The sequence below is a fragment of the Bacillus sp. JST-5 genome, from assembly GCF_057747715.1.
The window spans coordinates 1-15668 of the sequence record NZ_JBYLHW010000020.1; the positions used below are offsets into that span (position 1 = coordinate 1).

Consider the following 15668-nt stretch of genomic DNA (forward strand, 5'->3'; position numbering starts at 1 on the left):
AAATACAAAAGCAAGTGGAGAAAAACGAGTCGTTTTTCTCCACTTGCTTCATTATTAGGGACTTATCGGACAGCCCCGTTCTTTTTTGGATTTTATTTTTCTTATTTGTTATGAGTAGGAGAAACTGGCTCCAACAATAATTAAGAGGATAAATAATACGACAATGAGAACGAAGGAATTTCCTCCGAATCCATAGCCATATCCATATCCTCCGTATCCACATCTTCCATAACCCCAGCTCATGTTCACACCTCCAAATATCATCTATTGTAAAATATGTACGAAGCGACAAAATGTATCGGTCATCTATCATGATTTATAAAAATTTTTCAGATGAAACCAAATCAACATAAATTACGTCTAATCAATAAACAAGCCATTCCCCCCGTAAATAATTGATGTCTTGGCAAGAAAGTTAGAAAAAGAAACCATTATATGCGATGAGGTTAGAGAATACCACAAACTCTAAAGCTTTTGAACAGAAACTACCTTATCAATGAAAAGGCCAGTGAAATTTTTCATTTGTCATTTCACTGGCTTGATTATAAAAATAAGGACATCTCTAAAGAGAAATGTCCATTATTTCTTCATATTCGTTATAATTACGCAAGTTCGATAAATTTTTTTAACAAGTGATTTCTTATCTTCTCAATAACGGAAAAATCGGTGGCTTGGATATAAATATTTTCTAATTTATTCCTTAATTTTTTTGTTTCTGCTAAGCAGCTTGTTCCTTCAAGCATTTTTGCTGAATATTTTTCTCTTGCTTTTTGTATTCCTTCCGCAAATTTTTCGTCCGTCCCCTGCTCAATAATGAGTTCATATAAATCTATGACTTCGTCTGAATCTCTTGTAGGAAAATGTTCATGTGGAGCTGTACTGTCAAATATAGCAATTCCTTTTTCAGGGATAATAACCATATCTAAACTATTTGGATCAAATCCACAATGATAAATTTCAACGTCAAATCCTCTTTCCTCAGCACTTTTAGCCAATCGCTTTAGCATCGTTGATTTTCCTGAACCAGGTCTTCCTTTTATAAAATAACGTTTTTCTATATGTTCAGTTAAATTTTGAATAAAGTCAACCGGTCCTTTTGGGGTTGCCGCACCTAAGAAACGATGTCGAACAATAGGAATTTTATTTAAGACCGAATTTCCAAAAAAGTTATCGATGACTTTTTGCGTCAATTGTTCTGCTTTGTCTTTCTTTATGGATTGGATATAAAACTTTTCTAATTCATCATGTTCTTTTAATCCTTGAGAGAAAACTTCGTAAACTTTTTTATACGAATTTGAAATTTCCTTTGTGAGTGTTTGAATTTCATCTTTATGTTTCCATAGCTTTTTCGAATCAACTGCTTCTAAGAGATTCACGTAATGGCCAGTTAGTCCAGGAAATTTTGGTTCAATAATATGCGGATGAGTACCATCTACGATTCCCGCACTAATTTCTCTAATAATCACTCCATCTATGGAATCATTGTCCGATGCACAATGGATATATTCGACATCCAATCCTTGATCTTCCCAATATTTCCCTATCCATTTCATCATCGTCGATTTTCCCGTCCCCGGTCCACCTTTTAAAATATACAAATGATTTAAGTCTTCGATATTTGAATCAAATAAAGAATAAAACCCTTTCGCTGTATTCCCTCCGGCAAAATAATTGATTACTTTTCCCAATTGATTTTCTCCCCTTTCGCCGGTTTTCGAAATTTCTACATTCACATAATACTATATGCAGATGTGCATAATAGGTGTTTGCCTATTAGTAAAAATATTGTCCAAGCATTGGGAATAGTATGTACTAAACAACTTCCTTTTATAGGAGTATTATTAATATATTAAACATTGATAAATCGTCTATCATGAAAATAATCCTATTTAATATATTTTTCAATTAAGTAAAGTAAATAGAATTTATGATTTATTTTTATTTATTCAAAGTCCTTTATCCTAAAATTTAAACTCTTTATTTCAATCTAAAAAAAAATTATAATATTAATGTTTGATGATGATAATGCTTATAAATGCTTGAGGTGTACAATGACGAACCAAAGATGGTTTTCCATAAGTTTTATTTTTATTATACTAATATCTTTATACAGTTATAATCTATTAAATGATAAAGAAAGATCAGTAGATCAACCTATGAATACTGTTACGTCAACCACATGGGTTGAAGAAACCCCAAACCAAATTCTTGTGTATGATGAAAAATATGAGAATGATTATAAAGAAATTGATGATTCATATAGTATTGAATTCATCTTGGATATGATTAATAACCAGTCTGTTGATGTTGATCATTTAGAGACATCAAATCAGGTCGCTTACTTAGATGTGGATGGATTCATTATTAATATTCATTTAATTGGTGACATTGTTTATTTTCAATCGGAATTTGGGATTAAGCGTCTCTCATCTACGAGTGAATTATTAACGATTTTAGGAATTCTTTGAGTAAATTTTAAATGAATTAAACTTTGAAATTTATTCACTATTTTTTAAACATTTGTTTAAAAATAGACAATAAGAGCCTCCCGAGATTTTAGGAGGCTCTAGTTGTTTTTTACATAAAGACAAATTCTGTTTTACTACCTGTTTGTGTAGCAGTTACTTCTAAATGTGCTCCAATTCTTTCTTTTAATTCCGGGACGTGCGAGATAATACCAACTAATCTACCGTTTCCTTGTATTTCAATTAATGATTCAACCGCTGAATCTAAAGACTCTGGGTCTAGTGTCCCAAATCCTTCATCAATAAACATCGTTTCTAACGATACTCCTCCAGCGTATTGCTGTACAACTTCAGATAAGCCAAGAGCTAATGCTAATGATGCTTTAAAGCTTTCTCCACCAGACAATGTTTTTACATGTCGTTCCTGACCAGTATATTGATCAAAAACATGAAGCTCTAAGCCGCTTTGTATATTTCCTTTTGAACGATTTTTCCGTCTTAATAAACGATAGCGCCCATTCGTCATTTTTGATAATCGTATATTCGCAATGTGTAAAATTTCTTCTAGAAATGAGGCTAAAACATATCGTTCAAAAGTGATTTTTTGGACATTTTGTCCTCTTGCAATATCAGATAAATGTCCAATCACTTGGTATTGTTCTTCTAATTGTTTAATTGATTCATTGAATTGTTCAATGGAATTAACTAACTCTTCATTTTTTCTTAATTTGATCGAACAAGTAGTTGATTCATTTTGTAAATGTTCAATCTTTGAATTTAGTGTTTGCAATTGGGCTTCTATAGCCGCTATATCCGGTTTTTCAACGTTCTTTAATATACTTAATAATTGTTCTAACTGATCCTTTGTTGAGCGATACGTTTCTCGATAATTTTGGATCCATTGTTGAAGTTCTTGAATTTGTTGATCAGTTCTTTTTGCTTGTTCATATGCTTGATAATTTTGAAATCCTTTTTCTTCTAACATCTTCTTAAATGTTGTTCTCTCTTTCGTTAATTCGATTTTAATCAATTGTATAGCTTCCGTAGATTCCTTCAATTGACCTTGTAATGAAGAAAATTCTTCTCTTACTTGTTGAAGTTGTTTTTTCCTTTCTTCCAAAGCTTTCAACAATTGCTCATATTCTTTTTCAGCTTTGTTATATTCAGCTTCAAATACGTTTTTATTTCTCAAAGAAGCAGGTATTTTTTTCATTAATTGTTCAATTAGTACATTAATTTCAATATATTTATTCTCTATTCCACGTTTTTCTTCATTCAAAGATTGGATGACTTGATTTAGTTCAAATAATTGTTTTTCTGCCTTTTCTATCCTTTGCAAGAGCAACTCAAACTCTTTTGTTTTCCTAGCTTCTTCATCGATAAGTTTTTCTAATAATTGCTCTTCTTCTTTCAGATTATTCCTGACAAGTGATAAAGATTGTACGGATTCTAATTCTATTTGAGAAAGAAGATCAGATTGTTTTGATATTTTACTATCATAAATAGATTTAACCTTATAATATTGTTCTTCATATTTCGCTTTTTCTTCTTGAAATTGATCAATATCTGCTTTCGCTTGATCTAGTTCCTCTATGGTTGGAGCCCCTTCAGAACTTCCCGCTTTTCTTGGATGGTCTGTGGAACCGCATACTGGACAAGGATGACCGTCCTCCAACGATTGAGCAAGTATATGTGCTTGATTTTCTCTCCATTTTCTCTCTAACAGTTGATACATTTCCTTTGCATCTTTAATACGAAGAGATGTTTTTTCCAACATTAGCTGTTGAATCTCTAATTCCTTATTTAATTCATTTATTTCCATTGTTACTTTATGCAGCTGTTCCACTTGCATTAATTTCTCTTTCACTTTTTCGATCTTTGTCCGATATTCTAAAGATTTATATTTTGCATCTTCTAACGTAGATATTTTTTCTTTGTAATTGTATATGAGTTCCTCAAGTTTGGATTTCTCTACTGTTTTAACGTTTAATTGTTGAGAGATTGTTTCTAATTCGTTTTTCCAATTCAACCAATTTTGATAATGGGTATCAAAAGAATAAACATCGTCTCGCAATTGTTTTAACTTTTGAATTTTTTCTTGCGCTTTTATTCGAACGGATTCTTTTTCTTCTTCTTCTATTAATTTCTTCTCTTTTTCTTCCATTTCTGTTCTTTTTGTGTTTAATTCATGTTTTAACCGATTTAATTTTTCTTCTAATGACATCCATTGATTTTTCAATCTTTGACACAACTGTTCTTGATGATGGATTTCATTCGCTTTCATTGCGAATTGAACTTCCGATTCTTTTTGGTTTAGAATGTTTTTTTGCTTTTCCAATTCACCCATTTGTTTATTTAATTCTTCTAGTTTATAAAGTTGTTCTAATATATTTTTTGCTTCTATGTATTTTGAATACGTATCATTTTTTTCATTCTCTAATGTTTTAATTTCCTCTTTTAATTTTAATAGCTGTTGTTTCATCGCATGGATTTCATGATATGTCCACTCGACAATTAATGTTTCGTTTTTTTCATCAGAATCTAGGAGTTGTTTCAATTCTTCATGGTGGATTGCCTCAATTTGGTGAAATAGATTATCTCGTTGAATTTTTTCTTCTTCTACTTTCCTTTTTAAAACTGTTGCATCTTCTTTTAGTTTTTCTTCAATTTTTTTATAAATAGTAGTATTAAATAATCGTTGAAGGATAACTTCTTTATCTTTACTGTCAGAAACGAGAAGCTTTCTAAATTCTCCTTGTGGGATCATTAAAATTTGACGAAATTGATTCACATCCAACTGGATAATCTCTTTCATTTTCTCGTCAACTTCTCGAACGTTAGCAGCGATCAATTCTTTTTCACCGTTATTTTTGACGAAATAGAGCTCTGCTTTCGCATTAATCGTCGTAAATCCTTCTCCTCGGTCTTTTTTCTTTTCTTGTTGAGGGGATCGTACGACATAATATTGTTTGTTTCTTATTGTAAATAATAAGGACACTTCCGTTAATAAATGATCTGGAGCGAATTGACTACGTAAATCTGCACCATTCCGATCTTCCCCGCTAGCTTTTCCAAAAATGGCAAAAGTAATTCCGTCAAATATTGTAGTCTTACCAGCACCAGTTTTTCCGGAAATGACAAACATTGTCCGATTTTCCAATCTTCTAAAATCAATGATTTCTTTTTCTGCATACGGTCCAAACGCTTGCATCGATAATAGGAGAGGTCTCAATTGTTATCCTCCTTTCGAACTTTATCAATGGTTGCCATCATAATTTCCTTTTTCTTATCTGTAAACTCTGAGGTCGTCATTTCTTGATAAAACATTTCAAAAAGTTCTAGTTCACTTTTTTTAGATTTATTGATTCCATGAATGATTGTTTTTTCTTTCGAGTCAATGAGATCCAACTTTCTTTCTAAATGCAATATATTCGGATATACTTGACGTAATTTTGCAATAGGATCAATTAATGCCCCTTCGTCCAATAATGTTACTTTTAAATAATCTTCAATATTTTGATTTTGGTAGAATGAAGGATCTAATATTTCTTCCAAATATCCTTCAATTTCTCTGACATCCCTCTTCGGTTGAAAAAATCTTTCTCGTGTAGAAATATTTCCATTTTGATCAATATCTACAACAAGAATGGATTTTCTTTGTTGCGATTCACTAAATGAGTACTTTAATAAAGATCCTGAATATTTAATGGAAGTGTGATGAATGGCATCTGGGCTATGTAAATGTCCTAATGCTGTATATGTGAAGGGCGCAAATACATCCATTGGAACAACACCTGAACCACCTACAGATAATGAACGCTCAGAGTCCGTTGTTTTACCTCCCGACACGAAAGCATGTCCAACAAAAACATTTGGCACATTAGGATCTAATGTTTTTTCAATCTCATGTACGATTGCTCGCATCGCATCCTCATGTGTATGAATGGACTCATTTTCTAAAAGTTGTCGAACTGTTCCCGGTTCAGCATATGGAATTAAATAAAAATTAACACCATTTACAACGACCGGATGACAATCTTTTGATAGTTTTCCTTCTAAATAAAATTGACTCTTTTTATACCAAGATGAACCAAAGGATAATCTTTCGGAACTATCATGATTTCCTGCTATGGCAATCACAGGGATTTTTAATTCTACATTTATTTGAAATAAAACATCATTTAATAACTCTACCGCTTCTGTTGGAGGCACCGCTCGATCATATAAATCCCCTGCAATAACAACAGCATCTGGTTTTTCTTCTTCCACTATATTGATAAACTGTTGGAGAGCAAATCGTTGGTCTTCTGTCATATATATTCCATGAACTAATTTTCCTAAATGCCAATCGGCGGTATGTATAAACTTCATCAAATGAACCCTCCGTTTCGAACATCTGTTCCTTTTATTCTATCAAAATGCCTTTCTATTTTCTATGATTATTCCATTTCAATAACATAAAAAGTTCCCGTTCTTTCAACGGGAATCATCTTAACTGATTTGGTAAATTTTCAATGGCTTTTACTACTACATCTAGTTTTGCTTCGATTCGATATAATAATATCATTGTCACCACAATAGGAAACCCTACATCACGAATAAAAGACATCCATTCTTGCATGAATAACACCTCTCATCGTAAAATTATTGGCAAGAAAGCCGGACACACAGTCCGGCTTTTAATTATAAAACTTCATATTCAGTAACATTTCTTTCTATTAAACGGGCTTGATGAGGTAAAACATAGTTGCCATTATTCGTATGAAAGACATTTGTTGAAATAATATCTTCCATCACTTTTTTCACTTGCTCAATATCAACAGGTTCCTTAGGTTCATCAATGGACATTCGTGCTAAATTACCGGTTTCTGTTTGAAACACTAATTCTAATGTTTTTGCCAATGAAAAACACTCCCTTCACTTGTTCAAAATTATTCTGTGATTTCCACAATATCATTTCGTTCGACTGTCATTAATGGTGCATTTGCTAAAGATGAAATGGCTTTTGAAGCTAGAAGTAATTGATCTGCTTGGGCATTTGGTTTTACATTATTGTAGGTCTTTACACGGTAAATTGGATTTCCCGTCTCATCTGTTCCTACTTGATAAGTTAAACGTAGACGTGACTCTTTTATTGATGCAATTGCCATCTTTATCCCCCCTTTCATCCACTATATAAAGAGGAAATAAAAAAAAGGACACCACTAAAAAAATTTTTTAATGGGTGTCCGTAAATTCAAATATTAACTAATCAACATTGGAAGACTTTGAGTCTATCGATTACTGTAAAAATATTCATCCCTCAAAATCGAATACATTTTAATATCCCAATGTTTTCCTTTTGAGAATAAATCTTTTCTTAATGTCCCTTCATATTTCATTCCACACTTTTCCATAACTTTTGCTGAAGCTATATTTTCCACAAAACAACGAGCTTGGATTCTTACTAAATTCATTTGATTAAATCCAAAATCGATAAGTGCTTTTGCTGCCTCTGTACATATGCCCTTTCCCCAATAACGATGAGAAATGACATAACCAATCTCAGCCGTTCGATGATCTGGTTTCCACCATACAAAATCGACAGTTCCAATTAATTTACCTGTTTCTTTTAATTCAACACCAAGCGGAGCAACTTTAGCTTGACTATATTGATCCATGACATAAGATAAAAAATTTTTCGTATCTTTAATCGTTCGATGTGTATCCCATGAGACATATTTAGTAACTTCATCATTTGACGCATAATCAAACATATCTTCTGCATCTTCCATTGTTAATTTACGAATAAATAATCGGTCTGTCTCAATGGTAGGAAAATCTTTATAAATAACTTCAATCTCCATTTAATTACCACCTAACTTTTAATTGGAATCGTAATATGTACAGTTGTTCCTTCTCCTAGCTTACTTGTATAAATCATTCGTCCATTCATTTTTTTTATGATATTTTGGGCAACCGAAATTCCTAGACCAGTACCAAATTCCTTTGTTGTAAAAAAAAGATTGCCAAGTTGATCTAACTCTTCTTTACTCATCCCCCTTCCATTATCAATAACAGTAATGACAGCATTTTGATTTTCTTTTTTTAAATTTACTTGTACCAATCCCCCATTAGGTGTTGCTTCTATCGCATTTTTAATAATATTTACAAATACTTGTTTTAATTGATTGCGGTCTGTATTAATAAAAATAGAAGGTTCAACATGATGAATTAATTCGACTCCATTTTTTATTGCATAGGCAGAAAGAACGGTTGAAACTTCTTGTAATACTTTAGATATGTCGATCCTTTCAACTTTTTCTAACTGAGGCTTAGCAAAATTTAAATAGTCATTGATAATCAACTCTGCACGTTTTAATTCATTTAAAATGAGTTGAATATATTCTTTATTTTTTGTTGATTCATCTTTGTTCATGATTTGTAAAAAACCATTTACAACCGTTAAAGGATTGCGAACTTCATGAGCGATAGAGGCAGCTAATTGACCAATAGTATTTAGTTTTTCTGCTTTTGTAATTTCTTTTTTTATTTTCCTTCGCTCTATGATTTTTTCATTTAGTTTTATAGCTAAATATAGTGATAAAATTCCAAAAACTACAAAAATAGTATATGAATAATCGAATGATTCTAGTGAGGCAAAAAAATATAAAGTTGTCGTGGTTATGATCAAATGGATAAATCCGAATCCAATAGTTATTTTCATTCGTTCGCTATCTTCTTTATTCCATAAGTTCTTACCAAATATAATGATAAAGAGTATAGTAATTGTTGATATCACTATATCTATGAATACATATTCACTACCAAAAAGAATATTCAATAGGAGAAAGATGATATACGTCACAAACCCAGATTTTATTCCGCCATAAATAAAGGATAAAATTAGAGGAACAAAACTAAAATTCAATGTTATATCAAAATCATGAATGGAAAATAACAAACAGAAAAAAACAGCGATTCCTTGAAGAAATCCTTGCATTAACGGAGATTTTCCGATATTCTTATGCTCGAAAAATATATGGTAAAGTAAATACGGTATAAAAACGATTAAAAATTGTAATAATATAGTTTCAAATTGCATTATTTAATCATCCCTAAGCTTAGAAAATAAACATAATTATATCATTCGACAGTGAGTGACAAATTCCTTCTTTATTGGTAGATAATCACAATATATTTTTTTAAAATAGAAACTACCTACTGAAACTGTATTTCAGTAGGCTATTGTATTAACGTTTATTACTTTTTGGATCAAACGCATCTCTAAGTCCATCTCCAATGAAATTTATACAAAGAACCGTTACTAATATCGCTAAACCTGGCGGTATCCACGCTTCAGGGTGATTCCTTAATATACGTACACTCTGTGCTTCTGAAATCATATTCCCCCAAGTTGGAGTAGGTTGAGGAATTCCAAATCCGATAAAACTCAATCCTGATTCAATAATAATATAACTGGCCATCATGAGCGTTGCGTTAACAATAATCGGACCAATAGCATTCGGAATCAAATGTTTAAAAATAATGCGAAAATCACTTGCCCCAATGGCTTTTGCCCCTAAAATGAATTCTTGTTCCCTTAACGATAAATAAGTTCCTCTTACAATCCTTGTTAAATTCGGCCAAGAAGTTAAGGCAATGATCGTAACAAAAATCGTTATCGTCACTTTTTGTAGCAAGGCTACTATAGTTAACACCAATACTAAAAACGGAAGTACTAACACCATGTCTGCCACCCGCATGATAAATGCATCAACTTTTCCACCATAATACCCGGCGATGGAGCCTAAGGTAACACCAATCACCAATGTAAAAATCATGGCACTAAATCCTACAATTAACGATATTCTTCCCCCATAAAGAAGTCTGGATAAATTATCTCTACCAGAACTATCGGTTCCTAAAGGATGATCTGCACTTGGCGGATGTTCCACTAATAATAAATTAGGTTCTGTTGGATCTTTATCTGTTATCAATGGGGCACAAACTACAGCAGCAACAATGAAAAATAATAGAATGAGCCCAATAACAGCCAATTTATTTTTCATAAATCGGCGAAGAGCTAGTTGAAATGGACTTTTTCCTCTTTCTATTTCCTTTTTATGGTTAACATAAATCGTTTCATTCGGGTTTGTTTCCATTTGCATGTTCGATCACCTCAATCGTATCGGATTCTTGGATCGACGATACAGTAAAAGATATCCGCCAATAAATTCCCTAATAAAATGAAGAATCCTAATAATAGATTAATAGCCATTATAACTGGATAATCGCGGTTTCCAATAGAATTTAAAAATAAAGTTCCTAGTCCAGGATATTGAAAAACTCCTTCAGTAATTACTGCGCCGCTTAATAGATAACCAATTTCAAATCCCATTAACGTAATAATAGGGATTAGTGCATTTCTTAACGTATGTTTATATAAAACATTTCTTTCTGTCATCCCTTTCGCTCTTGCTGTGCGGATATAATCCTGACCTAACACATCTAAAACTTCCGACCTCATATATCTCATATACGTTGCTGTTCCAGCTAAACCGAGAGTAATTCCAGGTAAAAAGAGATGATAGAGTCTGTCTATCCATAATTCCAATCCTTCCAAACCGGGGGATGAAATCGACCCTTGTGATGGAAACCATCCTAATGTAAAGGAAAAAAAATAAATAGCCACTAATCCAAAAAAGAAATTCGGTATAGCCAATCCTAAAAAACTGAACGTCGTTGCCCCATAGTCAAGGATTGAATAAGGCTTTCTAGCTGAGTAAATTCCAATTGGAATAGAAACGATAAGTGTAATAAATAGTGAGAATACCCCTAAATAGATGGTATTTTCTAATCTATTTAATATTAATTCTGATACACTTCTGCCTTTGTAAACGATTGAATCACCAAAATCACCTTGTAAAACTGACTTTAACCAATTCCAATATTGTACATATATTGGGTCATTGAACCCTGCTGCTTCTCTTTGTTTCTCAAAAATTTCAGGATCTATATTTGGATCTAATAAGCGACCAGTATAAGGATCCCCTGGTGCCGCTTTAATTAGTGAAAAAACAATGATAGTAAGAGCGAACAACATTGGGATAAAAATAAGGATGCGTCTAATAATGTATTTATACATAATTCCCCCTCCTCTTCTAAACATAGCCAGTCCTTATTATGAACGAAAAAAATTGAGAGTCTTTAATCCGGGGTCATTAGATGAAAAAAGAAATGGATGGTAAGAGCGCGACATTTCGTCTTACGCTCTTACACCCATCTAGTTTTAATTTTGATCAACCCACCATAAATGTGGATTGTTAATTATGGAGTAAGGAAGTGGATCTACATTGTGTAAACGTTTATTATATGCGTACAGTTTATTTTGTGCATATAAAATTAATGCTGGTAAATCATCTTGGAACATCACTTGCCAATCGCTATATACTTGTTTTCGATAATCTTGGTTAAAGGCATCTGGTGGGGCAACAGCTTTTTCTAATAATGCGTCAGCTTCTGGATTGTACCAACGACCATAGTTATAGGCTGCTTTCGAAGACCATAATCCGCTAGGATCTGGATCTGTACTGCTTAGACTCCAACCAAGTAAGTAGAGATCCCAATCTTGATTATCTTTTTCAAGTGCATCTGCATATGCAGAAAATTCCATTGGCTGCTTCAAGTCAATTTCAATTCCAACATCCTCTAAAAACTTTTCGATAATTGGAGCTGACCGTTCACGTATTTTATTTCCTAATGGATAATTTAATGTTAATACCCATTTTTCACCGTTAGGATCTTCGCGGAATCCATCTCCATCAACATCTTTATAACCAGCTTCGTCTAGCAATTGCTTAGCTTTTTCTGGATCAAATGGATATTGATTTGGTTTTTCCCCATCATATGCCCAGAATTGCGTTGCAATTGGAGCGTTAATAACTTCTCCTCTTCCAAATAATAATCCCTCAATTAAACTCTTCCGATCAACTGCATATGCGATTGCTTGACGAACTCGTTTATCTTTAAGTTTTTCATTTGGCACCCAATTATCAGGCTTGATAACTCCTTTTGAAGCATCTTCTGGCGTTCTATGATTCACCATGAAGCCCATCAATTGATACCCAAAATCTGGTTGTTCGATAATTTCTATATGATCCATTTGTGATACCATTTCGTAATCTGCTGCTGGGAATCCATTAGGATCTGCGACAAAATCAATTTCACCAGTTTCTAATGCACCTAAAATAACGGATTGATCCATTACTTTCCAAACAACTTTATCTAAATATGGTTCACCTTGCCAATAATCTGGGTTCTTTTCTAATACATATTGCTCTCCTTCAACCATTTCCGTAAATTTAAACGGACCTGTCCCAACAACTTCCCCTGGTTTAAGTGTTGCGGCTGCTTCAGGAATATCACTGATTTTCATTCCTTCAAATTTATGTTTCGGAATAATGCTAAAGCTAGCATCCGCAAGAGCTTTTACATTCGGTTCTTTAAATTTAAAGACTACAGTATGGTCATCTTTTGCTACAACCCCTTGAAATTCATCCGTTTTTCCAGATACATAATCTTCATAACCTAATAGTTTCTCAACATAATCCGTCCGTACTCCCCCTGCTTCTATATAACCCGGACTTGCGATCGTTTGATAAGTAAAGACAACATCATGAGCAGTAAATGGTTTTCCATCATGCCATTTCACATTTTTTCTTAAATAAAACGTCAATTCTGTTTGATCATCATTAAACTCCCATTTTTCTGCTAAACCAGGAATAAATTCAAGTTTATTATTTTGTGATACTAAACTTTCATGAGTGAAAGATAGAATATTAGCTTCATATGCTTCCGTATAAAAGATAGGATTGAAGACTCCTGCAGGTGCAGTATCCATCGCTCCAACCAATGTTCCACCCTTTTGAGGTTCATTATTATTATTATTTTCGTTCGTTTGCTTGTTGTCTGAGTCACTTTTTCCACTATCTTTGCTACAAGCAGCTAGCATCCCTAATAGCAACATCATGACTAGCAACACAATTGTTAACTTTCTAGTTTTCAACGTATCTCCCCCTTTGAATTTTTTAACTTCTAGCTATTTTTCTACCTCCTTTTTCATGAACCACCTCCTTTAAAAGTTTTACTCATCATACAAATGACAGGCTACAAAGTGGTTGGGTTGAATTTCTTTTAATTCTGGCCTAACTACTGCACATTGTTCATTCGCATAGGGACATCTTGTTCGAAATGCACATCCAGATGGAGGATTGGAAGGACTAGGTAAATCCCCGCTTAAAATTATTTTTTCTTTTCGTTTTTTTACATTGATCGATGGGACTGCGGATAAAAGTGCTTTTGTATAAGGATGTAGGGGATTTTCATATAAATCTTTTTTTGGTGCTATTTCCGTAATGCGGCCTAAATACATGACTCCTACTCGATCACTAATATGTTTCACCACACTTAAGTCATGAGAAATAAACAAATAAGTTAAGTCTAAATCATCTTGTAAATCAGCCATTAAATTTAACACTTGTGCTTGGATGGAGACATCTAGTGCGGAAACTGGTTCATCACAAATGACAAATTTCGGATTTAATACGAGAGCTCTTGCAATGCTAATCCGTTGTCTTTGACCACCAGAAAATTCATGGGGATATTTTAATCGGTCACTGCTCCTTAGCCCCACTTTCTCGAGCATCTCATTTACCTTCTGTTTTCGCTCTTTTTTTGACATATTCGTTTGTACAATCAATGGCTCTTCGATAAGTTCTTCTACACTCATTTTTGAATTTAATGATGCATATGGATCTTGAAAGACCATTTGCATATCTTTTCGGATTGGGCGCATTTGGCGGTTATTTAATTTGGTTATATCTTTATTTTCAAAACGAATTTGTCCATCCGTAGGATTAATTAATTTCAACAATACCCTTCCAAATGTAGATTTACCTGAACCAGATTCCCCAACAATTCCTAATGTTTCTCCACGAAAAACCGTTAAACTGACGTCATCGACAGCTTTTATGTGACCAACCGTCCGTTTAAAAATCCCACCTTTTATCGGAAAATATTTTTTTATATGTTTTGCCTCTAATATCGAATCATTGGAAATCTGTGTGGACAGATGTTGTACTTCTTGTGTTTTCATTACCTTGACTCCTTTCATATAAATGACAACGTACAAGATGACCATTCGAAACATCAATTAAATCGGGATTTTTCAATCGGCATCGGTCCTTTACTGACGAACAACGATCTTGGAATCGGCAACCTGGTGGGTAATTGAAACTTTGTGGTACCATTCCTTTAATAGACCCTAGTCTTTTCACTTCTTTGTCAATACTTGGTAAGCTTTCGAGTAAACCGAATGTATACGGATGTTTTGGATTTTCAAAAAGTTCCTCTACTGTTGTATCCTCAACGATTTGTCCACCGTACATGACCATCACTCGATCTGCATGTTCTGCGACAATTCCTAAATCATGAGTGATTAATAAAATAGACATATGAAATCTTTTCTTCATATCGTCTAGCAAATTTAATATTTGAGCTTGAATCGTTACATCCAATGCAGTAGTCGGTTCGTCCGCTATCAATAGTTTCGGATCACAAGAAATGGCAATGGCAATCATGGCGCGTTGTCTCATTCCACCCGATAATTGATGAGGATATTCTTTCATCGTTTCTTCCGCACGTGGAAATCCAACTGTTTTTAATAACTGAACAGCATGTCGATATGCTTCTCGTTTAGATAAGCGCTTATGTTTCATGATTGTTTCGATAATTTGATTCCCGATGGTATAAACTGGGTTTAATGCTGTCATCGGTTCTTGAAAAATCATTGCAATGTCTTTCCCACGAATTTGTGACATTTCCTTATTTGATAAGGAAGCCAAATCTTTACCTTCAAATAAAATTTTTCCGTTCTCTATTTTTCCAGGTTTATCGATTAGTTTTATAATGGATAACGATGTCATACTTTTTCCGCATCCAGATTCTCCAACTAGTGCGACTGTTTCCCCAGGAAAGATTTTAAAAGATACGCCATCTACTGCTTTTGCAACCTTTTGATCCTCCAAGTGAAAATATGTTTTTAAGTCTTCTACTTCTAGTAATGCTTTTGACAAACATCCTCCCCCCTTTTTTCATCATTCAACTCTTATACAAAAGCCATTTTTATATGTAATATGAACAACCTGTCAGATTATTCATAAA

General features: G+C 33.3%; 15 protein-coding genes. 1 reads left to right on the plus strand and 14 read right to left on the minus strand.

The window, feature by feature from the left end; genetic code table 11:
* Positions 1-108: 108 nt before the first annotated feature.
* Positions 109-264, minus strand: a complete 156-nt coding sequence (locus AC3ASS_RS06100; protein ID WP_488282632.1) for a YjcZ family sporulation protein — start codon at positions 262-264, stop codon at positions 109-111.
* 338 nt (positions 265-602) lie between these two features.
* Positions 603-1688: a PRK06851 family protein gene (locus AC3ASS_RS06105; protein ID WP_488282633.1), complete on the minus strand. Its 1086-nt coding sequence runs from the start codon at positions 1686-1688 to the stop codon at positions 603-605.
* 363 nt (positions 1689-2051) lie between these two features.
* Between AC3ASS_RS06105 and AC3ASS_RS06110 the strand changes: the two genes are divergently transcribed.
* Positions 2052-2468, plus strand: a complete 417-nt coding sequence (locus AC3ASS_RS06110) for a hypothetical protein (protein ID WP_488282634.1) — start codon at positions 2052-2054, stop codon at positions 2466-2468.
* Positions 2469-2577: 109 nt separating this feature from the next.
* Here AC3ASS_RS06110 and AC3ASS_RS06115 read toward each other — a convergent pair whose 3' ends face one another.
* From AC3ASS_RS06115 to AC3ASS_RS06170, 12 genes are all read right to left on the minus strand, one after another.
* Positions 2578-5697: an AAA family ATPase gene (locus tag AC3ASS_RS06115; protein ID WP_488282635.1), complete on the minus strand. Its 3120-nt coding sequence runs from the start codon at positions 5695-5697 to the stop codon at positions 2578-2580.
* Positions 5694-6836, minus strand: a complete 1143-nt coding sequence (locus AC3ASS_RS06120; RefSeq protein WP_488282636.1) for an exonuclease SbcCD subunit D — start codon at positions 6834-6836, stop codon at positions 5694-5696. The genes AC3ASS_RS06115 and AC3ASS_RS06120 overlap by 4 nt, the downstream gene beginning before the upstream one ends.
* A gap of 115 nt (positions 6837-6951) precedes the next feature.
* On the minus strand, positions 6952-7086 hold the full coding sequence (locus AC3ASS_RS06125; RefSeq protein ID WP_488282637.1) for a YvrJ family protein: 135 nt from the start codon (positions 7084-7086) through the stop codon (positions 6952-6954).
* A 62-nt stretch (positions 7087-7148) separates the two neighbouring features.
* A complete protein-coding gene (locus AC3ASS_RS06130) occupies positions 7149-7367 on the minus strand; it encodes a DUF2922 domain-containing protein (RefSeq protein WP_488282638.1) in 219 nt (72 codons plus the stop codon).
* A 29-nt stretch (positions 7368-7396) separates the two neighbouring features.
* Complete coding sequence (locus tag AC3ASS_RS06135; RefSeq protein ID WP_488282639.1) at positions 7397-7615, minus strand: DUF1659 domain-containing protein; 219 nt, start codon at positions 7613-7615, stop codon at positions 7397-7399.
* A gap of 123 nt (positions 7616-7738) precedes the next feature.
* Complete coding sequence (locus AC3ASS_RS06140; RefSeq protein WP_488282640.1) at positions 7739-8311, minus strand: GNAT family N-acetyltransferase; 573 nt, start codon at positions 8309-8311, stop codon at positions 7739-7741.
* 11 nt (positions 8312-8322) lie between these two features.
* Positions 8323-9549, minus strand: coding sequence for an ATP-binding protein (locus AC3ASS_RS06145; RefSeq protein WP_488282641.1), 1227 nt, complete (start codon positions 9547-9549; stop codon positions 8323-8325).
* 148 nt (positions 9550-9697) lie between these two features.
* The gene (gene opp4C / locus AC3ASS_RS06150; protein ID WP_488282670.1) at positions 9698-10609 is read right to left on the minus strand and encodes an oligopeptide ABC transporter permease; all 912 of its coding nucleotides are present in this window, start codon (positions 10607-10609) and stop codon (positions 9698-9700) included.
* 17 nt (positions 10610-10626) lie between these two features.
* A complete protein-coding gene (locus AC3ASS_RS06155) occupies positions 10627-11592 on the minus strand; it encodes an ABC transporter permease (protein ID WP_488282642.1) in 966 nt (321 codons plus the stop codon).
* A 144-nt stretch (positions 11593-11736) separates the two neighbouring features.
* A complete protein-coding gene (locus AC3ASS_RS06160) occupies positions 11737-13512 on the minus strand; it encodes a peptide-binding protein (protein WP_488282643.1) in 1776 nt (591 codons plus the stop codon).
* Between the two features lie 78 nt (positions 13513-13590).
* A complete protein-coding gene (locus AC3ASS_RS06165; RefSeq protein ID WP_488282644.1) occupies positions 13591-14601 on the minus strand; it encodes an ABC transporter ATP-binding protein in 1011 nt (336 codons plus the stop codon).
* Positions 14555-15580, minus strand: a complete 1026-nt coding sequence (locus tag AC3ASS_RS06170; protein WP_488282645.1) for an ABC transporter ATP-binding protein — start codon at positions 15578-15580, stop codon at positions 14555-14557. The genes AC3ASS_RS06165 and AC3ASS_RS06170 overlap by 47 nt, the downstream gene beginning before the upstream one ends.
* Between the last annotated feature and the right edge of the window lie 88 nt (positions 15581-15668).